General features: G+C 51.8%; 16 protein-coding genes and 1 other RNA gene. 16 read left to right on the top strand and 1 reads right to left on the bottom strand.

Translation table 11 applies throughout. The features are described 5' to 3' along the window. Positions 1-243 precede the first annotated feature (243 nt). Positions 244-643, bottom strand: a transfer-messenger RNA (tmRNA) gene (gene ssrA / locus I6E40_RS05745). A 218-nt stretch (positions 644-861) separates the two neighbouring features. Between ssrA and kdsA the strand changes: the two genes are divergently transcribed. The 16 genes from kdsA to nth all read left to right on the top strand — a co-directional run bounded on the left by kdsA (position 862) and on the right by nth (position 21,113). Further along, positions 862-1,617 carry a 3-deoxy-8-phosphooctulonate synthase gene (gene kdsA, locus I6E40_RS05740; RefSeq protein WP_235385975.1) on the top strand — a complete coding sequence of 252 codons (756 nt, stop codon included), beginning with the start codon at positions 862-864 and terminating at the stop codon, positions 1,615-1,617. 226 nt (positions 1,618-1,843) lie between these two features. Beyond that, entirely contained in the window at positions 1,844-2,794 is a 951-nt protein-coding gene (locus I6E40_RS05735; RefSeq protein WP_235385974.1) for an SIS domain-containing protein, read from the top strand. A gap of 8 nt (positions 2,795-2,802) precedes the next feature. Then, a complete protein-coding gene (locus I6E40_RS05730; protein ID WP_235385973.1) occupies positions 2,803-4,176 on the top strand; it encodes a phospholipase D-like domain-containing protein in 1,374 nt (457 codons plus the stop codon). Then, the gene (locus tag I6E40_RS05725; RefSeq protein ID WP_235385971.1) at positions 4,169-5,446 is read left to right on the top strand and encodes an acyltransferase family protein; all 1,278 of its coding nucleotides are present in this window, start codon (positions 4,169-4,171) and stop codon (positions 5,444-5,446) included. The genes I6E40_RS05730 and I6E40_RS05725 overlap by 8 nt, the downstream gene beginning before the upstream one ends. Positions 5,447-5,555: 109 nt before the next feature. Next, positions 5,556-6,407 (top strand): DUF4827 domain-containing protein, encoded by an 852-nt coding sequence (locus tag I6E40_RS05720; RefSeq protein ID WP_235385970.1) that lies wholly within the window; start codon positions 5,556-5,558, stop codon positions 6,405-6,407. A gap of 53 nt (positions 6,408-6,460) precedes the next feature. Then, the gene (locus I6E40_RS05715; RefSeq protein ID WP_235385969.1) at positions 6,461-6,652 is read left to right on the top strand and encodes a hypothetical protein; all 192 of its coding nucleotides are present in this window, start codon (positions 6,461-6,463) and stop codon (positions 6,650-6,652) included. Between the two features lie 60 nt (positions 6,653-6,712). Continuing rightward, positions 6,713-8,197 carry an IMP dehydrogenase gene (gene guaB, locus I6E40_RS05710; RefSeq protein WP_235385968.1) on the top strand — a complete coding sequence of 495 codons (1,485 nt, stop codon included), beginning with the start codon at positions 6,713-6,715 and terminating at the stop codon, positions 8,195-8,197. Positions 8,198-8,262: 65 nt separating this feature from the next. After that, the gene (locus I6E40_RS05705; protein WP_235385963.1) at positions 8,263-9,690 is read left to right on the top strand and encodes a peptidylprolyl isomerase; all 1,428 of its coding nucleotides are present in this window, start codon (positions 8,263-8,265) and stop codon (positions 9,688-9,690) included. Between the two features lie 100 nt (positions 9,691-9,790). Then, positions 9,791-11,146: a peptidylprolyl isomerase gene (locus I6E40_RS05700; RefSeq protein ID WP_235385962.1), complete on the top strand. Its 1,356-nt coding sequence runs from the start codon at positions 9,791-9,793 to the stop codon at positions 11,144-11,146. 168 nt (positions 11,147-11,314) lie between these two features. After that, positions 11,315-12,916, top strand: a complete 1,602-nt coding sequence (locus tag I6E40_RS05695; RefSeq protein WP_235385960.1) for an OstA-like protein — start codon at positions 11,315-11,317, stop codon at positions 12,914-12,916. A gap of 286 nt (positions 12,917-13,202) precedes the next feature. After that, on the top strand, positions 13,203-15,053 hold the full coding sequence (mutL, locus tag I6E40_RS05690; RefSeq protein WP_235385958.1) for a DNA mismatch repair endonuclease MutL: 1,851 nt from the start codon (positions 13,203-13,205) through the stop codon (positions 15,051-15,053). 332 nt (positions 15,054-15,385) lie between these two features. Next, positions 15,386-16,543, top strand: coding sequence for an OmpA family protein (locus tag I6E40_RS05685; RefSeq protein WP_235385957.1), 1,158 nt, complete (start codon positions 15,386-15,388; stop codon positions 16,541-16,543). A gap of 814 nt (positions 16,544-17,357) precedes the next feature. After that, positions 17,358-19,151: a 30S ribosomal protein S1 gene (rpsA, locus tag I6E40_RS05680; protein ID WP_235385956.1), complete on the top strand. Its 1,794-nt coding sequence runs from the start codon at positions 17,358-17,360 to the stop codon at positions 19,149-19,151. Between the two features lie 124 nt (positions 19,152-19,275). Further along, positions 19,276-19,881, top strand: a complete 606-nt coding sequence (locus I6E40_RS05675) for a riboflavin synthase (RefSeq protein WP_235385954.1) — start codon at positions 19,276-19,278, stop codon at positions 19,879-19,881. A 115-nt stretch (positions 19,882-19,996) separates the two neighbouring features. Continuing rightward, a complete protein-coding gene (gene crcB / locus I6E40_RS05670) occupies positions 19,997-20,362 on the top strand; it encodes a fluoride efflux transporter CrcB (RefSeq protein ID WP_235385952.1) in 366 nt (121 codons plus the stop codon). Between the two features lie 40 nt (positions 20,363-20,402). Further along, positions 20,403-21,113, top strand: coding sequence for an endonuclease III (gene nth / locus I6E40_RS05665; protein ID WP_235385950.1), 711 nt, complete (start codon positions 20,403-20,405; stop codon positions 21,111-21,113). Positions 21,114-21,205 lie beyond the last annotated feature (92 nt).

Raw genomic sequence — 21,205 nt, 5'->3', positions numbered from 1 at the left:
GTAGGGTTTGTGTATAGTTTGTATAGTTTTTTGTTTTCCCCTTTTATTTACGTATAGTGTAGGGTTGAAACGCAGTTGCTTTAAACCCTACACAGCGGCGGATGCGGCTCCGCGGCAGTGTAGGGTTTGTGCGGTTTTGAACTTTTGTGATTCTTTCAGTGAGTTCAAAAAGTTTCAGAGCGAGATGTTAGGAAGAAAAGAAGACTGCGACAAGACGTGGTGTGTCTTGTCGCAGTCAGTTCAGAGTGGACCAGGAGGGAGTTGAACCCTCGTCCAAACGGGGAAATCCCGTGCTTTCTACACGCTTATCATCGTTTAGGTTTTCGTGCGTGAGCAAGACCGATGCCACCAACTCGCGCCTTATCCTCTAAGATTTTCGCCTTCGAATCGAGGCATTCGAAAACTATTCCCGATTTTTCTGCACCGCCGATTCAAGGAGCCTCGGAAAGAACGGCTCTTGGGCGATGTCTCGTCCCCGCACCTTGTGCAGGGATAAAGCCAATCTACTGTGCTTCGATTAGGCAGCGAGAGCAAATTTGTTTTCGCCAGTTAAATTCTTTGAGGGCCGAGATTAAAGTGCCCACCCACGGCGCACTGCGTGCTTACACAAAACTCCGACCCGCTGTCAAATCCGGTCTGGCCCGATAGGTTGGGTTGGTTCTTTTGCTTTGAGCGGTGCAAAAGTAGGTTGTTTTTCTTTGCAAAACAAGTGCGTTGCATGCTTTTTTCACCGTGCACGGCACTTTGTGCCATGATTTTTGTCTAACTTCGCAGCGAATTGTGGGAGAGAGGGGTCATGAGGGTGTTGGAAATCATTTTACGTTGGTTTTTAGCCCCCTCCAGTAAATATTCTTTTATCACATGGAAAAACCTTTTATCATTGCCGGACCTTGCGTGATTGAATCCGCGGAACTGTTGGATGTGGTCGCTGCCGAGTTGAAACGCATCTCGGTGCAGTTTGATGTGCCCGTTTGGTTCAAAGCCTCCTTTGACAAGGCAAACCGCACTTCCATTCATTCTTTCCGCGGTCCCGGCCTGGAGCGCGGGTTGCAAATGCTCGCTGACGTGAAGACAAAATATGGTCTGCCCCTGCTGACGGACGTTCACGAAAGTTTTCAAGCAGAAGCCGCCGGTGAGGTGGTTGATGTGCTTCAGATTCCGGCGTTCCTCTGCCGTCAAACCGACCTTTTGGTTGCAGCAGCCCACACGGGCAAAACCGTGAACATCAAGAAGGCACAGTTCCTGAGCGGCGACGACATGCGCTATCCCGTGGAGAAATGCCGCGAGGCAGGTTGTCGCGAAGTGTGGCTCACGGAGCGCGGAAACATCTACGGCTACAACAATCTTGTCGTTGATTTCCGTAACATTCCGCTCATGCACCGGTGGGTCGATCGCGTTGTGATGGACTGCACGCACTCCGTGCAGCGTCCCGGCGGCGCCGGCGGCAAGACCGGCGGAGACCGCGAGTTCGTGCCGCAAATGGCACTCGCTGCCAAGGTCTTCGGTGCCAACGGCTTCTTCTTCGAGACCCATCCCGATCCTGAGAAAGCACTGAGCGACGGACCAAACATGCTCTATCTCAAAGACCTCGAAAGTTTGGTGAAGAAGTTGCTCTGAGAAAGTGATTCAGAAAGATGACGGTGTGTCATCATAGCCAATCTGCTTCGTTGCTATCGGATTCGGACTTGGTCATGTACTTCAGTACACTCCCTGCGCCCTCATCCTCAGCGCCTTGCATCTTAGCCATTCTGACGCACCTTTGAGGGTGAAGCCAAATGTGCATTTAGACACACCCTCCTATACCATATAATATATATAGAAAACAGTCAAAACGAAATAGTCAATGAGTTCTTGGATCTCAGTTGCAGAAAAATGTTTGCGCGATGAGGCGCAGGCGCTGCTTGATTTGATTCCCGCCTTGGACGCCGACTTTGACAAGACGGTGGAAATCATTTTGAATTGTAAGGGCAAACTGGTCGTCACCGGCGTGGGCAAGAGTGGTCACATCGGTGCCAAGATTGCCGCCACCCTCTCTTCGACAGGCACGCCGAGTTTTTTCATCAATCCCTTGGACGTGTTCCACGGCGATTTGGGCGTGATTCAGAAAGAAGACGTGGTGCTTGCCATCTCCAACTCCGGACAGACCGACGAGTTGCTGCGTTTCCTGCCATACCTGCTTGAAAACGGAATTCCTGTCATCGGCATGAGCGGAAATCCCCATTCTTTGTTGGCACAATATGCCTCCGCCCACCTCAACGCTGCCGTCAGCAAAGAGGCGTGCCCCCTCGGTTTGGCACCGACCTCCTCCACCACCGCCGCACTGGCGATGGGCGATGCACTGGCTTGTGCACTGATGGAAGCGCGTCATTTCCAGGCGTCTGACTTCGCACAGTATCACCCGGGCGGCACGCTCGGCAAACGACTGCTGACAAAGGCGCGCGACGTGATGCGCACGGAAGACCTGCCCGTTGTTCCTCCCACGATGAAACTCGGCGAGGCTGTCATCCACACCAGCAACGGACGCCTCGGACAGTGCATCGCCGTGGAGAACGGAAAAGTGGTTGGTCTCATCACCGATGGCGACATCCGCCGTGCCATGGAAAGTTCGCGAGACCGGTTCTTTGACCTGACCGTCAAGGACATCATGACCAAGACTCCCAAGACCGTTCCCGCCGACACCAAAATCACAGACATCGAAGACCTGCTTCGCGAGTACAAGATTCACTCCGTGCTGGTCACCGATGAAGATGGAAAACTTTTGGGCGTTGTCGATTCTTTCAGCACGATGATTTGAGAAAGAGAATGAGAAACATCCTATTACTAAGCATCTTGGGATTTGTTTTCAGCATATCGTCACTCAGGGCAAACAGCCACACGTCGGAGTCCAGCGACTCCGACATTGTGCGTTATCTTCAGGAAGAATATGGCGTGAAATTCACTGACAACAACCGCCTTGTGCTCTTCAAGTCCGGCAGTGAAAAGTTCGCAGACCTCTTCTCCGCAGTGCGTCAGGCGCGCCACAGCATTCATCTCGAATATTTCAACTTCCGCAACGACAGCATCTCCAAAGAACTCTTCACTTTGCTGGCAAAGAAAGCCGCCGAAGGAGTCAAAGTCAGAGCCCTGTTCGATGGCTTCGGCAACAGTTCCAACAACCGCCCGCTGAAAGAATCCCATCTTGACAGTCTGCGGGCGCGAGGCATTGAAATCTATGAGTTCGACCCCTTGAAGTTCCCCTGGGTGAACCACGTCATGCACCGCGACCACCGCAAGATTGTCGTCATTGACGGAGAAGTCGCCTATACCGGAGGCATGAACGTGGCAGACTACTACATCACCGGGAAACCCGAGTTCGGAGAGTGGCACGACATCCATTGCCGCGTGGAAGGCGATGTCGTTGGCGACCTTCAGAAAATCTTCATCAATTTCTGGAACAAAGTCACCGGGCAGGACGTGAAGGGAGCGGAATACTATCCCGGAGAGCGTGATGCCCGAGCGCATTTTTCAAATCTGTCGCCCGATGACGACACCTCCTCCGGCAACAAACTCATCGGCGTCGTGAATCGAGACCCCGCCACCACGCCGCGCATCATTCACGACACCTTCGTCCATGCCATCACGCACGCCCAAAAGCAAATCCTCATCATCAACCCCTATTTCACCATCTGTCGCCACATAAGAAAGGCACTCCGAAAGGCGGCGGCGAGAGGAGTCGATGTGCAAATCATGGTGTCAGCAAAGAGCGACATCCCCATCACCCCCCGCATCGTGGAATACACGGTCCACAAACTCATGAAGTCCGGTGCAAAAATCTGGTTCTTCGAGGGAGGTTTCCACCATAGCAAAATCATGATGATTGACGGGCTCTACAGTTTCCTCGGTTCCGCCAACCTCAACAGCCGTAGTCTTTCGTTTGACTATGAGTGCAACTTGCTCGTGGCAGACACTTGCACGACAGAACGTCTGAACCGACTCTTCATGAGTGACCGCGACACCCGCTGCTTCCAACTGACTCCCGAGCGTTGGAAAGAGTGGGGGCGCTGGAAGAAGTTCAAGGGCTGGCTCTTCCATTTCCTGACTCCTTTCGTGCTGAAAGACAGAGACGACTTCTCGCCGGATGACGAAGAAGAATTCACAGACTATTTCAACCTGCCCACTCCCAACGAACATGCGTGAAACCCGCTTCTCAATTGTCAAAGCACTCGCCATCATCTGCGTCGTGCTCTCCCATGCCGGCGCTGCAGGCTGGGTGCAAAATTTTGTATATCTTTTCCATGTGCCGGTGTTCTTCATCTGCGCCGGCTACTTCTTTCACACACGCTATCTGGAAGACGAGCGCACCTTCATCGTGCGGCGCATCCGCGGACTCTATCTCCCTTATCTCCGCTGGAGCATCTTCTTCCTCATCGTGCACAACCTCCTTTTCCCACTGGGCATCCTCAGCGAGACCTACGGCAACGCCGGAGGCGGCGTGACCCATCCCTACGATTTCACGCAGTTCAGTCAGCATCTGGCGAGCATCGTGTTCAACATGTCCGGTCACGACCAGTTCCTCTGTGGCGCCTTCTGGTTTTTCCGTGCCTTGCTGCTCGCCTCGGTCGGTTTCCTGATTCTCTTCAAGTTGCTGAAGAAACTGCCGCAGGTCAAGACACCGCTGCAGGTAGGGTGGGGCATGGCCATTCTGATTTTCGTCCTGCTCCTTTGGAAAGTGGGCAGCGGCGTGAACTTCACCGGCATTGCGCAGGGCGGCTACAGAGAACTGATGGGCATGTTCTTCATGGCGTGCGGTTTTCTGATTCGTCAGTATGACTTCCCCAAGCAGTGGTGGGTCTATGTCGGTTGTTTGGCGGTGCTTGTCATTTGCTCCGTCTTCACTCCCACCTCCATGGCGTGGCGTCCCGATTTCAAGGGCTTCGTCACCCTTCCTCTTCCTGCCGTTTGCGGCTTCTTCGTCTTGGTCGGCGCGGCAGGCTTGCTCGACAAGTGGGGCGGTTGGGCGAAGAATGCTTTGGTCTATGTCGGCGACCGCACGCTCTACGTCTTTGCTTTCCACCTCGTGGCGTTCAAAGTCGCCGGCATGGTGAAGATTGCCTGGTATGGTCTGCCCTGGGACAGTCTCGGCGGTCATCCCTACGTGCTCAACCCCTCCAACAACTGGTTTTTTGTGCTCGTTTATGTCCTCGTTGGCGTCGCCCTTCCCCTCGGTGTCAATGCAGGTTGGCAGAAACTGATGGCTCACTACAAGTTCACCTCCGAGCAGGTCTGGCAGACAGTTGCCGCCGGTGCGGTCGTGGCGGTGCGCGGCATCTGCATGGGTGCTTTCATCACGGGACGCGGCATTTTCAAAGGCGTCTGTCTCACGGGACGCGGCATCAAACATGGTTTCCAAAGCCTCGTGCAGGCAGTGAAAGACATCATCGACGCCTCCAGCACGAAGGATGAGTGAGGAGGAGCAGTTTTTCCCCTTGTTTTGACGTTAAAAAGGAAGAAAACGCGTTTTTTATTTCCATTTCTCCTTGTCTTGCAGTAACTTCGCGCCAAAATGTAGCGTACCCATGATTCAGAAACCATTTTCTCCTTCTTTTTCCGCTCCTTCCAAAGAACTCAACAACGGATGCGGTTCATCCCGCAACGTCCTTTCAACTGCCCTCACAGTCAGTGCGTTCGCACGGTTGTCGGGGCGGTTTGTGTGCTATGTGCTGATTGCTCTTGCCGGTATGCTTCAGTCTTGTACCGATGACGACACCTATGCCGACAAGCGAGAGCGTGAGCACGAACAAATCCAAGGCTTCCTCGTGACCGGCGCACAAGTCATGGACGAAGAGAGCGGAGAGTGGACTCTCAACGTTCCCGGAAACATTCGCGTCATCAGCGAAGAGGAGTTCTATCGCAATGACAGCACAACGGATGTCGAGAAAAACGAGTATGTCTATTTCGGACAGTCCGGCGTTTATATGCAAATCCTCGACAAAGGAACCGGGGAAAAACTCGCGGAAGGAGAGACCTGTAACATCATCACCAAATACATCGAATTCAACATCGCCTCCGACAGCATTCAAACAACCAACCTGTCCATTGCGCAAGCCATGGTGCCCGACGTGATGGTGTGCTCCAACAGTTATGGCGTCTTCACCGGTACGTTCATTCAGGGCATGATGTACAGCACTTACGTCTCCGCCGCCGTACCCGCCGGATGGCTCGTGCCACTTTCCTACATCAACCTCGGACGCTTGGAGAATGAAAACTCCAGCTATGCCCATGTGCGTCTCATCGTGCCGAGCACTCAGGGACAAGCAAACGCTTCTGCCAATGTCTATCCCTGCTTCTACGACATCATCTACAAGCGCGACCGCTCCAAACCCGTTTCCAACGGCGATTCCTCTGCTCCCGCAAGACTGCAAGACTGATTCAGTTCTAAAAATAAGTCTGAGTTCCAAGAATAAGTCTGAGTTTCAAGAATATGTCTGACGGAAACTACAATCGCAACCTCCTGCCTTATCGGCAGTATGAGAGCGGACTGAAAGCCGGCAAGGCACAGATGCACACCCGCGCCTTGAAAGCTTTGGAAACCATGTTGCAAGAAAAACAATTTGACGAAGCCGAAACTGCCGCCTGGCTGACACGCTTCCGAGAACTCCTTCCGAGAGGGTGAACTTCCCGAGAGGGTGATAAAAGAAGAAAAAAGTAGAATACATCAATACTTCCAACCCGTATGACTTCAGATTTCATTGCCGACAAGATTGTGATGGACGGACTCACCTTTGACGACGTCCTCTTAGTTCCTGCCTATTCCGAGGTGTTGCCTCGCGAAGTGTCAATGGCGACCAAATTCTCACGCCACATTGACCTGCAGATTCCCTTCGTGACTGCAGCCATGGACACCGTGACCGAAGCGCCGATGGCAATTGCCATTGCACGTGAAGGTGGCATCGGTGTGATTCACAAGAACATGAGCATTGAAGAACAAGCGCGTCAGGTCGCTATCGTGAAACGTGCGGAAAACGGCATGATTTATGACCCCGTGACCATCAAACGCTACAAAACCGTGCGCGATGCCTTGGAAATGATGCACGAATACCACATCGGAGGTATCCCCGTCGTGGATGACGACATGCACCTCGTGGGCATCGTCACCAACCGCGACCTCCGCTTTGAAGTCAGAACCGACAAGCGTATCGACGAGGTGATGACCTGCGAAAACCTCGTGGTCACCACCACGCAGACAGACCTCAACTCCGCCGCACAAATCCTTCAAGAGAACAAAATCGAGAAACTTCCCGTCGTGGACAAGGAAGGACGACTCGTCGGACTCATCACCTATAAGGACATCACCAAAGCCAAAGACAAACCCATGGCTTGCAAAGACGCCAAGGGACGACTCCGAGTGGCTGCCGGCGTCGGGGTGACAGGGGACACTCTGGAACGCATGGAAGCATTGATTGCTGCCGGCGCAGATGCCATCGTGATTGACACTGCCCACGGTCATTCCAAATCTGTCATTGAAAAACTCCGCGAGGCAAAGTCCAGTTTCACGGGCGTCGACATCGTGGTCGGTAATGTCGCCACCGGCGATGCCGCCCGCATGTTGGTCGAGAACGGTGCAGACGCCGTGAAAGTCGGCATCGGTCCCGGTTCCATCTGCACAACCCGCGTGGTGGCAGGTGTGGGCGTTCCCCAACTTTCTGCCGTCTATGACGTGGCTTGTGCCCTTCACGGCACCGGCGTGCCCTTGATTGCCGATGGCGGCTTGCGCTATTCCGGCGATGTGGTCAAGGCCCTCGCAGCCGGCGGTTGGAGCGTCATGATTGGCTCCCTCGTCGCAGGAACGGAAGAAAGCCCCGGTGAGACCATCATCTTCAACGGACGTAAGTTCAAAACCTATCGCGGCATGGGCTCTCTCGAAGCCATGGAGAACGGTTCAAAAGACCGCTACTTCCAAGGGACGGTGAAGGACGCCAAGAAACTCGTGCCCGAAGGAATTGCCGGACGTGTGCCCTACAAAGGCTCCGTGCAGGAGGTTATCTATCAGATGGTCGGAGGCTTGCGCTCCGGCATGGGATACTGCGGCGCCGCCACCATCGACAAACTCCACAACGCGAAGTTCACACGCATCACCGGGGCAGGTGTGCTGGAAAGTCATCCACACGACATCACCATCACCAGCGAAGCACCGAACTACAGCCGCCCCAACGACTGAATCCCTTGACAACCATAAATCTTTATTCCTTTTTTAGAATAATCTCCCACAAAGACAAACCAACCATGCGAAAGTTCCTGTTCGGCGCACTCGTTGCCATGACGACGCTCAGTGCGCAGGCGCAAACTGCTGACCCCGTCGTCATGACCATCAATGGCAAACAAGTGACGCGCGGAGAGTTTGAATATTCTTTTAGAAAAAACGGAAGCGTAGAAGGTGCGGTAGAAAAGAAAACCGTGAAGGAATATGTTCCGATGTTCATCAACTACAAACTGAAAGTGGAAGCCGCCGAGGCTGCACGCCTTGACACCCTTTCCTCTTTCAAAAAGGAGTTCCTGACCTATCGCGACATGCAACTCACGCCCTACATGGTCGATTCCGCCTATATTGACTCCGTGGCACACGTCGTTTTTGAAAACACATTGAAGCAGACCGGAGGCAAAGACCTGATTCGTCCTGCTCACATCCTGATTCGTGTGCCCCAAAGCGCCAAAGATGCCGAAGTGGCAAAAGCCAAGGCGTTGGCGGATTCACTCTGCGCCTTGATTGCCGGCGGAGCAGACTTTGCCGACCTGGCACAACGCTTCTCCAATGAACCCGGCACCGCTCGCAACGGCGGACTCCTGCCGCTCATTGGTCCCGGTGCACTGCCCAAGGAATACGAAGAGGTAGTCTATGCCTTGCAGGTCGGTGAAACCGCCAAGGCTCCGGTCAAAACAGAATATGGTTTCTTCATCATCAAACTCACAGAACGCCGCCCGTTCAAAAACTTTGCTGATTGGAAGGAAGAAATCTATGAAATCCTGAAAAAGCAGAACATCGAGGAAATCTCTGCTGAAGCCAAAATCAAAAAGATGGTGGAAGCCTCCAACGGACGTCTGACTCGCGAGACCGTCTTGGACAGCGTCATGAACGCCCACATTGAAGGAAACCCCTCGCTGCGCTGGCTGATTCAAGAATACCACGACGGCTTGTTGCTCTATGAAATCAGTAAGCGTGACGTCTGGGACGTGGCTGCTGCCGACAGCGTGGGACAGGAAAAATGGTATAAGGCTCACAAGAAACAGTATGCCTGGACAGAACCCCGTTTCAAGGGATATGTCATCCACGCCATGAACGAAGACCAACTCAAGAAAGTCACGAAACTTCTGAAGAAAGCCAAGGACGAAAGTTGGCGTGACATCGTGAAAGAAGAATTCAACAAAGACACCGTAAGAGTCTCTGTCAGCGGACCTTATCTCTGCAAGAAAGGCGAGAATTCCTACGTGGACCACTACGTCTTCGGCGTAGATAAACCCGTGAAACCCTATCGCCGCTTCAAAGTCAGCGGTGTCGTAGGCAAGAAACTCAAACAGCCCAAATCCTATCGTGACGTGAAGGCAGTCCTGTTGCCCGACTTCCAGAGCGAAAAGGAGAAACAGTGGGTGGAAGGTCTTCGCCAACGCTTCCCCTTCTCCGTCAATGAAGCAGAAATTGACAAGATAAAAGACTAAGTCATGAACCGAGCCGCGCCATGGCATTGAACGTGACGAAGTCGCTTTTATAGTTTATAACCGCGCCGCGCGGCGTTTTGAATCTTTTTCAATCTCACACATGAAGCGTTTACTCCTATATATATATATGGTGTGTCTGCCTCTCTTGGCTGCTGCACAAAAAAACGTGGTGGACGAAGTCATTTGGGTAGTGGGTGATGAACCCATCCTGCTCTCCGACGTGGAAGAGGCACGTATCAGTGCCGAACTCTCGGGACAACCTGTCACCAACCCCTATTGCACCATCCCCGAGCAACTTGCTGTGCGGAAACTCTTCCTCCACCAGGCTGCAATTGACAGTGTCACTGTCAGCGAAGGCGACATCATCAGAGGAGTGGACGCCCGTATCAACGAGTACATTTCCGTCTATGGCTCTCGCGAAGCCGTCGAGCAGGCAGCACAGAAATCTATCCGCCAACTGCGTGAGACCTTCAAGAGAATGTATCGCGAAGAAAACATGGTCGAAGAGGTGAAGAGCAACCTCACCTCCAAAATTTCAGCCACTCCTGCCGAGGTGCGCGAGTTCTTCAAAAACACCCCGACCGACAGCCTTCCCTTCATTCCCACTCAGGTGGAAGTCCAAATCATCACCTCACAACCCAAGGTCTCTCGCCAAGAAGTGGAAAGAGTTGAAGCCCGTTTGCGCGACTTCGCTCAGAGCGTCAATTCCGGCGAGAGCGATTTCTCCACCTTGGCAAAACTCTACTCCGAAGACGGCTCCGCCCGCATGGGAGGAGAGTTGGGCTACACCGGTCGAAACATGTGGGTACCCGAATTTGCCAATGTCGCCTTCAGTCTCAACGACCCCAAGAAAGTCTCCAAGATTGTGCGCACAGAGTTCGGTTTTCACATCATTCAGTTGATTGACAAGCGCGGAGACAAGGTGAATGTGCGCCACATCCTGCTCAAACCGCAGATTGAAGAGGCGGAGTTTGAGCGCGGCATCGCCCGTCTTGATTCCATTGCCGACGACATTCGTGCCGAACGCTTCACCTTTGATGCTGCCGCCTATGCCCTCTCTGACGACAAAGACACCCGCAACAACCATGGACTCATGGCAAATGTCATCCAGGAAACCCGCACCATCAGTTCCCGTTTCCAGATGAAAGACCTGCCGCAAGACGTCGCAAAGGTGGTTGATACGCTGCAAGTCGGACAGGTTTCTCGTGCCTTCCGCATGACCAATCAAAAGGGACAAACCGTTTGTGCGATTGTTCGTTTGAAGAGTCGCATCGATGGTCATCATGCCAACATGACCGAAGATTTCCAAGTCTTGCGCGACCAAGTGATTGCCAAACGCCGCGAAGAAAAAATCAATAACTGGATAAAAGAAAAGGTGAATTCCACCTACGTTCGCATCAGTCCTGATTGGCGAAACTGTGATTTCAAATATGAAGGCTGGGTGAAGACGAACTGAAAGTCTTCAATCCCCCTTCTTCATTACTTTCCATGACGGTGTAGCCAAATTCTTCATTTTGACACACCTTCTTTGCTTCTTCTTTGTACCGCGCCGCGAGAAATTCTTGAAATCCTCCGATGCCGTGCGTGGAATCTTTGCACCGCGCCGCCGTGCCTTCCCCGTTTCATGAAAAAGAATCTCCTTTATATTTTTCTTCTTTTCCTGCTTTGCGCTCTTCCTTCGCTTTCCCGTGAGAAAAAACGCAAAACACCCAACGATGAGCGTATCACGCTGGTCCATGCCGACAATCTCTTCTTTGTCGAGAACGAAATTGGGAATGCCAAGCGACTCAGCGGACATGTCGTCATGAAACACGCAGGAATGACGATGTACTGCGACAGCGCGGAGTTGAACGATGTCGGACAAACCTTCAATGCCTTCGGAAATGTGAAGATTGTCCAGGGCGACACCCTTTCGCTGACCGGAGAAACCCTGCACTACGATGGCAATACCCTCATCGCCGAAATGCGCCACAAGGTGGTGATGACCCACCGACAGCAGAAACTCTTCACCGACAGTCTCAACTATGACCGTCTCTACAACTGGGGATACTATTTTGAAGGCGGGCGTCTCGTCGATGGAGACAACAATCTGACCTCAGACTGGGGAGAATATCACACAGACACCCGTAAAGCCTCGTTCAACTACAACGTCGAGTTGACCAACAAGAAGTTCCGAATGGTCACCGACACGCTCCACTATGACACCCAGACAAAATGGGCAGAGGTGGTCGGACGCTCCAACATCTACTCCGGCAGCGACCGCATCTACACCGAGCATGGTTTCTATAACTCCGATACGGAGCAGGTGCGACTCTTTGAAGCCACCAAAGCCTTTGGAAGAAACCGCATCATGAGTGGAGACAGCGTCTTCTACGACAAAGGCACCGGCTGGATGGAAGCATTTTCCAACGTGGAATGTCAAGATACGCTCAACAAAAACATCCTCAACGGAGACTATGCTCGCTACAACGAACTGACCGGAGAGGCAATGGCAACGGGACACGCATTGGCACGTGACTATTCCCAAGGAAAGGACACCCTCTATGTTCACGCCGACACCATCCGACTTTATACCTATAATATAGAGACCGACTCAGTCTATCGCGTCATGCACGGCTATTTCCACACCCGTGCTTATCGCCAAGATGTGCAAGCGGTGGCTGACTCGCTTGTCTTCTCTACGAAGAACAATGTCCTCACGCTCTATCGCGACCCCATTGTTTGGAGCGAGAACCGACAGATCGTCGGTGAGGAAATCAACGTCTTCATGAACGATAGTACGATTGACTCCACCCACGTCGATAGGCAGGCAATGATGGTCGAGCAGGTCGATTCCACCCACTTCAATCAAGTCGCGGCACAACAACTCGTTTCCTACTACACGAACGGAGAACTGACCGAAAACCAGGCGATTGGAAATGTGATGGTGGTGAACTATCCGCTTGAGAAAGACAGCCTTGTGCTCTATCAGAACTACACTGAGACCTCCCGAGCTCGCATGTTCATGAAGGAACGTAAACTGCAGAAGATATGGGCACCGGCGTCCCACAGCTATTTCTATCCCATAGGTCTCGCCCCCAAGGAACGTACGAACCTACCGGGCTTTGCGTGGTTTGACTACATCCGCCCGTTGAACAAGGACGACATCTACGAATGGCGAGGGAAAAAACAAGGCACCGAACTCAAAGCTACCGTGCGACGCGTTGCCCCGCTCCAAAAATTGTAGGTTAAGAGGGTAAAGCGTAGGAGAAAGAGTCAAAAGGGGGCGCAAGCCTCCGTTCCATCTGCTAAATTCGTGCGTTCAAAATCGTGTATGGCATAAACCGTGAGAAACTCACGAAACCTCTTCCTTAGAATAAATAAGTTCACTTCGTTGGCAGGATTCGTTCAGGGGTGTTCTAAAGAATCCTTCCCATTCAGCGTGAACCAAAAACAAATAAAGAACCATTAATGATGTATGATTAACCATTAATGGTGAGAAAACTTGAAAATCGGCTCTGCCGCTCCGTCCCATGTCAGACATCATTCAACTTCTTCCCGATTCCGTTGCCAACCAGATTGCAGCAGGCGAGGTGATTCAGCGCCCCGCCTCCATTGTGAAGGAATTGACCGAGAACTCCTTAGATGCCGGTGCCACCCAGATTCAAATCCGTGTGGAGGATGCCGGAAAGAGTCTCGTGCAGGTCATTGACAACGGGAAGGGAATGAGCGGCACCGACGCTCGCATGGCTTTTGAACGCCATGCCACTTCCAAAATCCGACAAGCCACAGACCTCTTCTCCCTCCGCACCATGGGCTTCCGCGGCGAGGCACTCGCCTCCATTGCTGCCGTCGCCCAAGTCGAACTTCGCACTCGCACGCCGCAGCAGGAAGTGGGAACCTCCATTCGCATCGAAGGGTCAAAAGTCGTCAGCGTAGAACCCGTGGCAACCCCTGTCGGAGCCAATTTCGCCGTGCGCAATCTCTTCTTCAACATTCCCGCACGCCGCAAATTTTTGAAATCAAACCAAACGGAACTTGGGCACATCATGACCGAGTTTGAGCGCATCGTCCTGGCAAACCCCGAAGTGTCCTTTTCGCTTCACAGTGACGACGCCCTCCTGCTCAGTCTGCCCGCCGCCAATTTCCGCCGGCGCATCGTCAGTCTCTTTGGGAAGCGTGTTGATGCAGGACTCGTGCCCGTGGAGACAGAAACCACCCTCGTCAAAGTGCGTGGTTTTGTCGGTACTCCCGACACCGCACGCAGAAAGGGAGCACGACAATTCTTCTTTGCCAACGGACGCTTCATGCGTCACCCCTATTTTGCCAAAGCCATTCAGTCTGCCTACGAACGTCTCATTCCCGAAGGTTTTCAGCCCACCTTCTTCCTCAGTTTGGAAGTGGACCCTTCGCGTCTTGACGTGAACATACATCCCACGAAGACGGAGATAAAGTTTGAAGACGACAATGCCATCTTCCAAATTCTCCTCGCCGCCGTGAGAGAATCCCTCGGAAAGTTTGGGGCAGTCCCCTCCATTGATTTTGATGTTGAGGGAAAACCCGACATTCCCAATTTTCCGCAGAGCGCTGATGCCTTTTCCCACATTGAAGTCCCCAAGGTCTCCATTGACCCAAACTTCAATCCTTTCCGTTCTTTCTCTTCCTCCGGCAGTTCCTCCTTCAAATCCGCGTCTTCCCCGACTTTCACATCAGCTCCTGCCGAAGCCCCCAAAGAAGAGTTCATTTGGTCTTCGGCAACGAACGAGAAGGAAACAACCACGACAGACAGTGTCGTGCCCACCGCATCTGTCGTCGTGACTGACGACCAATTCTTGCAGTATGCCGGTACCTACATTCTCACTCCGCTCCCTTCCGGTTTGGCGATGATTGACCAGCACCGTGCCCACGTTCGCATCCTCTATGAACTCTATCAGAATGAGCTTGCCGGTCATCCTGCCCCTTCCCAGCGTCTGCTCTTCCCGGAGATGCTGCGCGTTTCCCCATCCGAGGCTGTGGTCTTGGACGAAATGCTTCCCTCCATGCAGAAAATCGGTTTTGACCTCTCTCCCTTGGGGGGAGGCAGCTATTCCCTGCTCGCTGTCCCTTCCGGCACAGAGGGACTTTCCCCCGTGTCGTTGCTTGAAGGCATCCTCTCTGATGCCGTCCATGGCGAGGCGAACCTCGGCGAAGCCGTCACCCACGTGCTCGCTCTCTCTCTGGCACGCAAGGTCGCTGTGCCGAATGGGCAGGATCTCTCTGCCGCCGAGATGCGCACCATGGTTGAGCAACTCTTCGCCTGCACCACACCTCAGTTCACTCCCGACGGAAAACCCACTCTCATCGTACTCGGCAACGAGCGCATTGAAAGTCTTTTTGGAAAATAAGGAGAGGGCAGGGGAGTCCCTTTTCTCATCGCCGCATTGTTCTTTTTCTCCTCGTTTTTCATTCAGATTGCAGAAAATGTGATAAATAGGATGTAAGAAACTAACATTTTTTGAGGAAAAATTTGGAGAGGTGCTGATTCCTTTCTTATCTTTGCACCGCAAAGACTAGGTTTAGGCTTCTTTTATAGCAAAAAATTGTCTGAATCAATCTACGCACAGAGTCTTCCGAAAGACTCAAAAGACTACCCAATCAACTATCGTTAGGTACGAGATAAGGTGGTGTAAACCAAAATAAGGAACAAATAACTTTTAAGTATTCAAATCATTACATTATGAAAAAATTGATGATTGCCTTGGCTTTTGTGGGCCTCTCCACCGGAGCCGCTATGGCACAGGACACTGAAGTGCCTGTTAAGAAGTACAGTGTTGCAACCAACTCCTTCTGGGCTAACTGGTTCGTAAGCGTTGGTATGGATGCTAACGCCTTCTACAGCTCTCAAGAGTATGGCGTGAACAAAAATCCGTTCAGCACCAAGCGTGGCGCGCTCGGTTTTGACGTAGCAGTGGGCAAGTGGTTCACTCCCGGCATCGGTCTTCGCACCAAGTTCGAAGGCATCTGGGGCAAGCAGGTGAACACCTCTGAGAATCATCCTCTCTTCACCTCTGTAAACATCCACGAAGACGTGATGTTCAACCTCTCCAACATGCTCTTTGGTTACAACGAAAAGCGCGTGTGGAACTTCATTCCCTACGTAGGTATCGGTTGGATTCGCAACTGCTCCGGCAATAGCAACGACATCTCCTATCACTTCGGTCTTCTCAACAACTTCCGTGTGAGCAAGCGTGTTCAGATTTTCGCAGACGTCAACATCGCTGCTGCTGAAGGTTCTCTTGACTGTGCACCCGTTGATGTATTCAGCAACTATGACAAGTTTAAACATCGTCACTGGGACAAGAAACTCGGCGTCAGCGTAGGTGTTACCTACAACCTCGGCAAGTGCACTTGGGACAAAGTGCCCGACGTGGATGCTCTCATGGCTATGAACAAGGAGCAGATTGACGCACTCAACGCCAGCGTCAAGGAGCAGCAGGATGAAAATGCTCGTCTCCGCGACATGCTCGCAAAGCAGAAGCCTGTTGCTGAAAAAGTCGTTGAAACCAAGACTCAGCTCGTCGGAACTGCTGCAAGCGTATTCTTCAATATCAACTCCGCTAAGGTTGCCAGCCGCAAGGATCTCGTAGCCGTGAAGGAACTCGCTGAATATGCTAAGGCTAACAACGCTAAGATTGTCGTAACCGGCTACGCCGACAGCAAGACCGGTAGCGCTGCCTACAACCAGGCTCTCTCTCAGAAGCGTGCCGACACCGTGGCTGCTGAACTCGTCAAGATGGGCGTGAACCGCGACAACATCGTGACTGAAGCTAAGGGTGGTGTGAACAACCTCTCTCCGTTCTCCTACAACCGCCGTGCTACTGTAAAGGTTCAGTAATCTTCTACCGTCACACATAATAAAAATGCAGTCCTTCGGGGCTGCATTTTTTTGTGCCTAAATTTCTACGAAACACGAACGGAAAGGTTGAGCGGATGAAATGAACGATGTCAACACGATTGTTTCTTCATGACTTTGAAGGGGTGTTCTAAAAATTAGGTTGAGTTGATTTTTGATTTCTTAGAGATGAACTTTTGTCAGTTGAGGAAGGAGCATAGCGGGCTATGTGACTGACGAAACTTACAAAAGGACGCGCTAAGAAACGAAAAGCGACCAAAACGTAAGCACTTTCTTTTGAACGTTCCTTATCCCGTAATTTATAGAACACCCCTGAAGGCAAGTCCTCTGTGAAAGCCGTGTTCAAAGTACGATAGCATAGTCCTAAAATTAACTTGGGTTCTTTTTAATCTCTTATCGATGAACTTTTCGCTTCTTTTTTCTTTCCATTACTGCTCATTAATAGTTTTTTCTTCTCAATAAAAATCCGAAACATTCGCTCAATTCGTTTGATTCGTGTTCAAAAAACGTAGAAAAAACGAACGAAGTTTTTGTGAATCAAAGGAGTTGTGCTAACTTTGCACGCGATTTGTGAAGTTGGGCTTCGGCTCGGCAAAATTCTCAAGTGAACTTGTGGTTTTGCTCTCACCTTGCTCAAACTTTGCTCCCGATTTTTGGTCTTCAACCAGCAAGACGGCAGACCGGCACGAGCCTATTCTCCGTTTTGGGCGCGGGACGCCCGCTTTTGCTCCTGTCGCAAAACCGCTCGGCTTGGAAGGAGACTTTTATTTATTCACCCTAATTATTAACTCATTAAATGGAGAATTTAAAAAACATTGCTCCCTTGGCAGAATTTGACTGGGATGCTTACGAAAATGGTGCCGTGCAGGCAGCCAGCAGTCAGGAAGAACAAGAAAAGGCCTACGACCAGACCCTCGGTCGCGTGAACGAGAACGAAGTCGTTGAAGGCACTGTCATCGCTGTTGGTAAACGCGAAGTAGTGGTCAACATTGGCTACAAGAGCGACGGTATCATCCCCGTCAACGAGTTCCGCTACAATCCCGACCTCAAACCCGGTGACGTGGTGGAGGTTTACATTGAAAACCAAGAGGACAAACGCGGTCAGCTCGTGCTCTCTCACCGCAAGGCTCGCGCCACCAAGTCTTGGGAGCGTGTCAATGCAGCTCTCGAAAACAAGGAAGTCATCACCGGTTACATCAAGTGCCGCACCAAGGGTGGCATGATTGTCGATGTCTTCGGTATTGAAGCCTTCCTCCCCGGTTCTCAGATTGACGTGAAACCCATTCGCGACTATGACGTCTTCGTTGGTAAGACCATGGAGTTCCAGGTTGTCAAAATCAATCAGGAATACAAAAACGTGGTGGTTTCTCACAAAGCACTCATCGAAGCAGAACTCGAGGCTCAGAAGCAGGAAATCATTTCCAAACTCGAAAAAGGACAAGTGCTCGAGGGTACTGTCAAGAACATCACTTCCTACGGTGTCTTCATCGACCTCGGTGGCGTGGATGGTCTCATCCACATCACAGACCTTTCTTGGGGTCGCGTGAACGATCCGCATGAAATTGTGGAACTCGACCAGAAACTCAACGTCGTTATTCTCGACTTTGACGAAGAGAAGAAGCGCATTGCTCTCGGTCTCAAACAACTCACTCCGCATCCTTGGGATGCCCTCGACGCTGAACTCAAGGTTGGCGACAAGGTGAAGGGTAAGGTGGTTGTCATGGCTGACTACGGCGCATTCGTTGAGATTGCTCCGGGTGTAGAAGGTCTCATCCACGTGAGTGAAATGAGCTGGAGCCAGCACCTTCGTTCCGCTCAGGACTTCTTGAAGGTAGGCGACGAAGTGGAAGCCGTTGTGCTCACTCTCGACCGCAACGAACGCAAGATGTCTCTCGGCATCAAGCAACTGAAAGAAGATCCCTGGAAGGACATCGAGGAGAAATATCCCGTGAACTCTCGTCACCATGCAAAGGTTCGCAACTTCACCAACTTCGGCGTGTTTGTTGAATTGGAAGAAGGCGTGGACGGTCTCATCCACATCTCTGACCTCTCTTGGACTAAGAAGGTAAAACATCCTTCTGAATTCACTCAGATTGGTGCAGACATCGAAGTGGTTGTGCTTGAAATCGACAAAGAAAACCGTCGTCTCTCCCTCGGTCACAAGCAACTCGAAGAGAATCCTTGGGATGTCTTCGAAGGCGTCTTCACTGAAGGTTCTGTTCACGAAGGCACCATCACCGAACTCATGGACAAAGGCGCTGTCATCCAGCTTGAATATGGCGTGGAAGGCTTCGCTACTCCCAAGCACCTCGTGAAGGAAGATGGTTCTCACGCCAAGGAAGGCGAGAAACTTGCTTTCAAGGTGATTGAGTTCAACAAGGACAGCAAGCGCATCATTCTTTCTCACAGCCGCACCTTTGAGGATGCTCAGCGCAGCGAGGCTCGTGCCGAACGCAAAGCCGCTCCCCGCAAGGCTGCTCGTAAGGAAGAATCCGCTCCTCAGATTCAGAATCAGGCAGCCTCCACCAGCCTCGGCGACATCGACGCTCTGGCTGCGCTGAAAGCCAAGATGGAAGAGGGCGAGAAATAATTCTGACTTCTTTCAGAAATAGCATTCGGAAGGGATTGAGTCTCTCACGGGACTTCAGTCCCTTCCTTGTTTTGAAAGCCTAAGTATTCGCTGTATTTGTTTTTTATCAGAAAATTTTTTCACCATGTTTTCAGGAATTGTTGAATGCACCGCACAGGTCATCGCCGTGAGAACGGAAGCCACCAATAAACACTTCACCTTGCGCTGCCCCTTCGCCTCTGAGTTGAAAATCGACCAAAGCGTGGCGCACAATGGCGTCTGCCTCACCGTCGTGGAAATCCAGGGCGACACCTACACCGTCACTGCCATGGACGAGACGCTCAAACGCTCCAACCTCGGACTTTGGAAGGAGGGCGATGAGGTGAACGTGGAACGCTCCATGAAAATAGATGGACGTCTTGACGGCCACATCGTACAGGGACACGTTGATTGCACGGCGCGCTGCACGTCGATTGCCGATGCCGATGGAAGCCACATCTTCACTTTCACCCACGACTTTGACCCCGAACTTGCCCGCAGAGGATACTTTACCGTCAATAAAGGTTCCGTGACCGTCAATGGCGTGAGTCTCACCGTTTGCGAGCCGACCGCTGACAGTTTCAAGGTCTGCATCATCCCCTACACTTTCGAACACACCAACTTTCACACCTTCCAAGTCGGGAGCGTCGTGAATCTTGAGTTTGACATCTTGGGAAAATACATTTCCCGCCTCCATGCGCTGACGGAATAATTTTTTCTCTGCCTCACACGTTGTTCTTTCCATGAATGCTCAAGAATGGTATCGTTAATGGTTCAAGGAAATTAACGAAAGATTCAGCTGGCATGAAAGGATACAGTTTTCATCCATGACTCATCTGTTTCTCATTTTTCTTGGCGGCGGTGCCGGTTCGCTTTGTCGCTACGGCGTGGGAGTTTGTCTGTCCCGTTGGACTTCGGGTCAAAACTATCCTTGGGCGACATTTGCAGCCAATGCGCTGGGTTGTTTGCTCATTGGTCTTCTTTTGGGGCATTTGGAACGTCAGTCAGTGCCCGCTCTCCGTTTTCTTCTCGTCACCGGTTTCTGTGGCGGTTTCACCACTTTCTCCACTTTTTCTCACGAGGCATTCCGTCTTTTCACGCAGGGTCATCATCTCGCCGCTCTGCTCTATGTCGCCGCTTCCTTGTTTGCAGGTGTTCTCGGTGTGGCGGCAGGTCTTTTTCTTGCCAAATGAAACCAAGTACCATAAGTCTATAAAAGATATTTTTTAAGTTATGCGTATGCAAGAACTCTTCCGCCATGTGCTTGACTATTTTCGTCAGACCATGGATGACACCGAGACCGAGCTCAACTATTCGAATCCTTTTGAACTTCTTGTAGCCGTGGTGCTTTCGGCGCAGTGCACCGACAAGCGCATTAACATGGTGACTCCCGCTCTGTTTGCAGCCTATCCGACGCCTGCCGACATGGCGGCAGCGAGTGTGGACGACATATTCTCTTATATTCGTTCCGTCAGTTATCCCAACAACAAGGCTCGTCATCTTCAGGGGCTTGCCGAAAAACTTGTGAGCGATTTCGGCGGGGAGGTGCCACAGACGTTGGAGGAACTGACCACCCTGCCCGGGGTGGGGCGTAAGACCGCAAATGTCATTCAAGCCGTGGCGTTCAAGAAGGCGGCGCTTGCCGTTGACACCCACGTCTTCCGCGTCAGCCATCGTCTCGGACTCGTTCCGGCACGATGCACCACGCCCTACAGTGTGGAGATGGCGCTGCGGAAGTATATTCCCGAAGCAGAGGTTGCCGCTTCCCACTATTGGATTCTGCTCCACGGTCGCTACACCTGCACCGCTCGCAATCCGAAGTGTCAAACGTGCGGACTGCAGGCGGTGTGCAAAGAGTTTGGGAAGAGGAAGGGTAAAGAGGGTAAAGAGGGGTATAGAAAGGTAGAGAGGGGTAAAGAAAGTAGAGAGAGTAAAGAAAGGTAGAGAATAGTTTTACCATCTAAGACACCTTCTATTCATCTATAAATAATTGATATAGATAAATATTGCTGTCCGGTAAAAGTTTGGCGCTTGTT

Origin of the sequence: Prevotellamassilia timonensis, assembly GCF_021531665.1 — a bacterium.
In the GTDB taxonomy this organism is placed as follows: Bacteria; Bacteroidota; Bacteroidia; order Bacteroidales; family Bacteroidaceae; genus Alloprevotella.
Note: the sequence above shows the minus strand (reverse complement) of the source record. Positions and strands in the feature narration are given on the sequence as shown.

Coding starts and splice junctions, on each gene's coding strand:
- kdsA (WP_235385975.1), top strand. CDS start 862: ATGGAAAAACCTTTTATCATTGCCGGACCTTGCGTGATTGAATCCGCG.
- I6E40_RS05735 (WP_235385974.1), top strand. CDS start 1,844: ATGAGTTCTTGGATCTCAGTTGCAGAAAAATGTTTGCGCGATGAGGCG.
- I6E40_RS05730 (WP_235385973.1), top strand. CDS start 2,803: ATGAGAAACATCCTATTACTAAGCATCTTGGGATTTGTTTTCAGCATA.
- I6E40_RS05725 (WP_235385971.1), top strand. CDS start 4,169: ATGCGTGAAACCCGCTTCTCAATTGTCAAAGCACTCGCCATCATCTGC.
- I6E40_RS05720 (WP_235385970.1), top strand. CDS start 5,556: ATGATTCAGAAACCATTTTCTCCTTCTTTTTCCGCTCCTTCCAAAGAA.
- I6E40_RS05715 (WP_235385969.1), top strand. CDS start 6,461: ATGTCTGACGGAAACTACAATCGCAACCTCCTGCCTTATCGGCAGTAT.
- guaB (WP_235385968.1), top strand. CDS start 6,713: ATGACTTCAGATTTCATTGCCGACAAGATTGTGATGGACGGACTCACC.
- I6E40_RS05705 (WP_235385963.1), top strand. CDS start 8,263: ATGCGAAAGTTCCTGTTCGGCGCACTCGTTGCCATGACGACGCTCAGT.
- I6E40_RS05700 (WP_235385962.1), top strand. CDS start 9,791: ATGAAGCGTTTACTCCTATATATATATATGGTGTGTCTGCCTCTCTTG.
- I6E40_RS05695 (WP_235385960.1), top strand. CDS start 11,315: ATGAAAAAGAATCTCCTTTATATTTTTCTTCTTTTCCTGCTTTGCGCT.
- mutL (WP_235385958.1), top strand. CDS start 13,203: ATGTCAGACATCATTCAACTTCTTCCCGATTCCGTTGCCAACCAGATT.
- I6E40_RS05685 (WP_235385957.1), top strand. CDS start 15,386: ATGAAAAAATTGATGATTGCCTTGGCTTTTGTGGGCCTCTCCACCGGA.
- rpsA (WP_235385956.1), top strand. CDS start 17,358: ATGGAGAATTTAAAAAACATTGCTCCCTTGGCAGAATTTGACTGGGAT.
- I6E40_RS05675 (WP_235385954.1), top strand. CDS start 19,276: ATGTTTTCAGGAATTGTTGAATGCACCGCACAGGTCATCGCCGTGAGA.
- crcB (WP_235385952.1), top strand. CDS start 19,997: ATGACTCATCTGTTTCTCATTTTTCTTGGCGGCGGTGCCGGTTCGCTT.
- nth (WP_235385950.1), top strand. CDS start 20,403: ATGCGTATGCAAGAACTCTTCCGCCATGTGCTTGACTATTTTCGTCAG.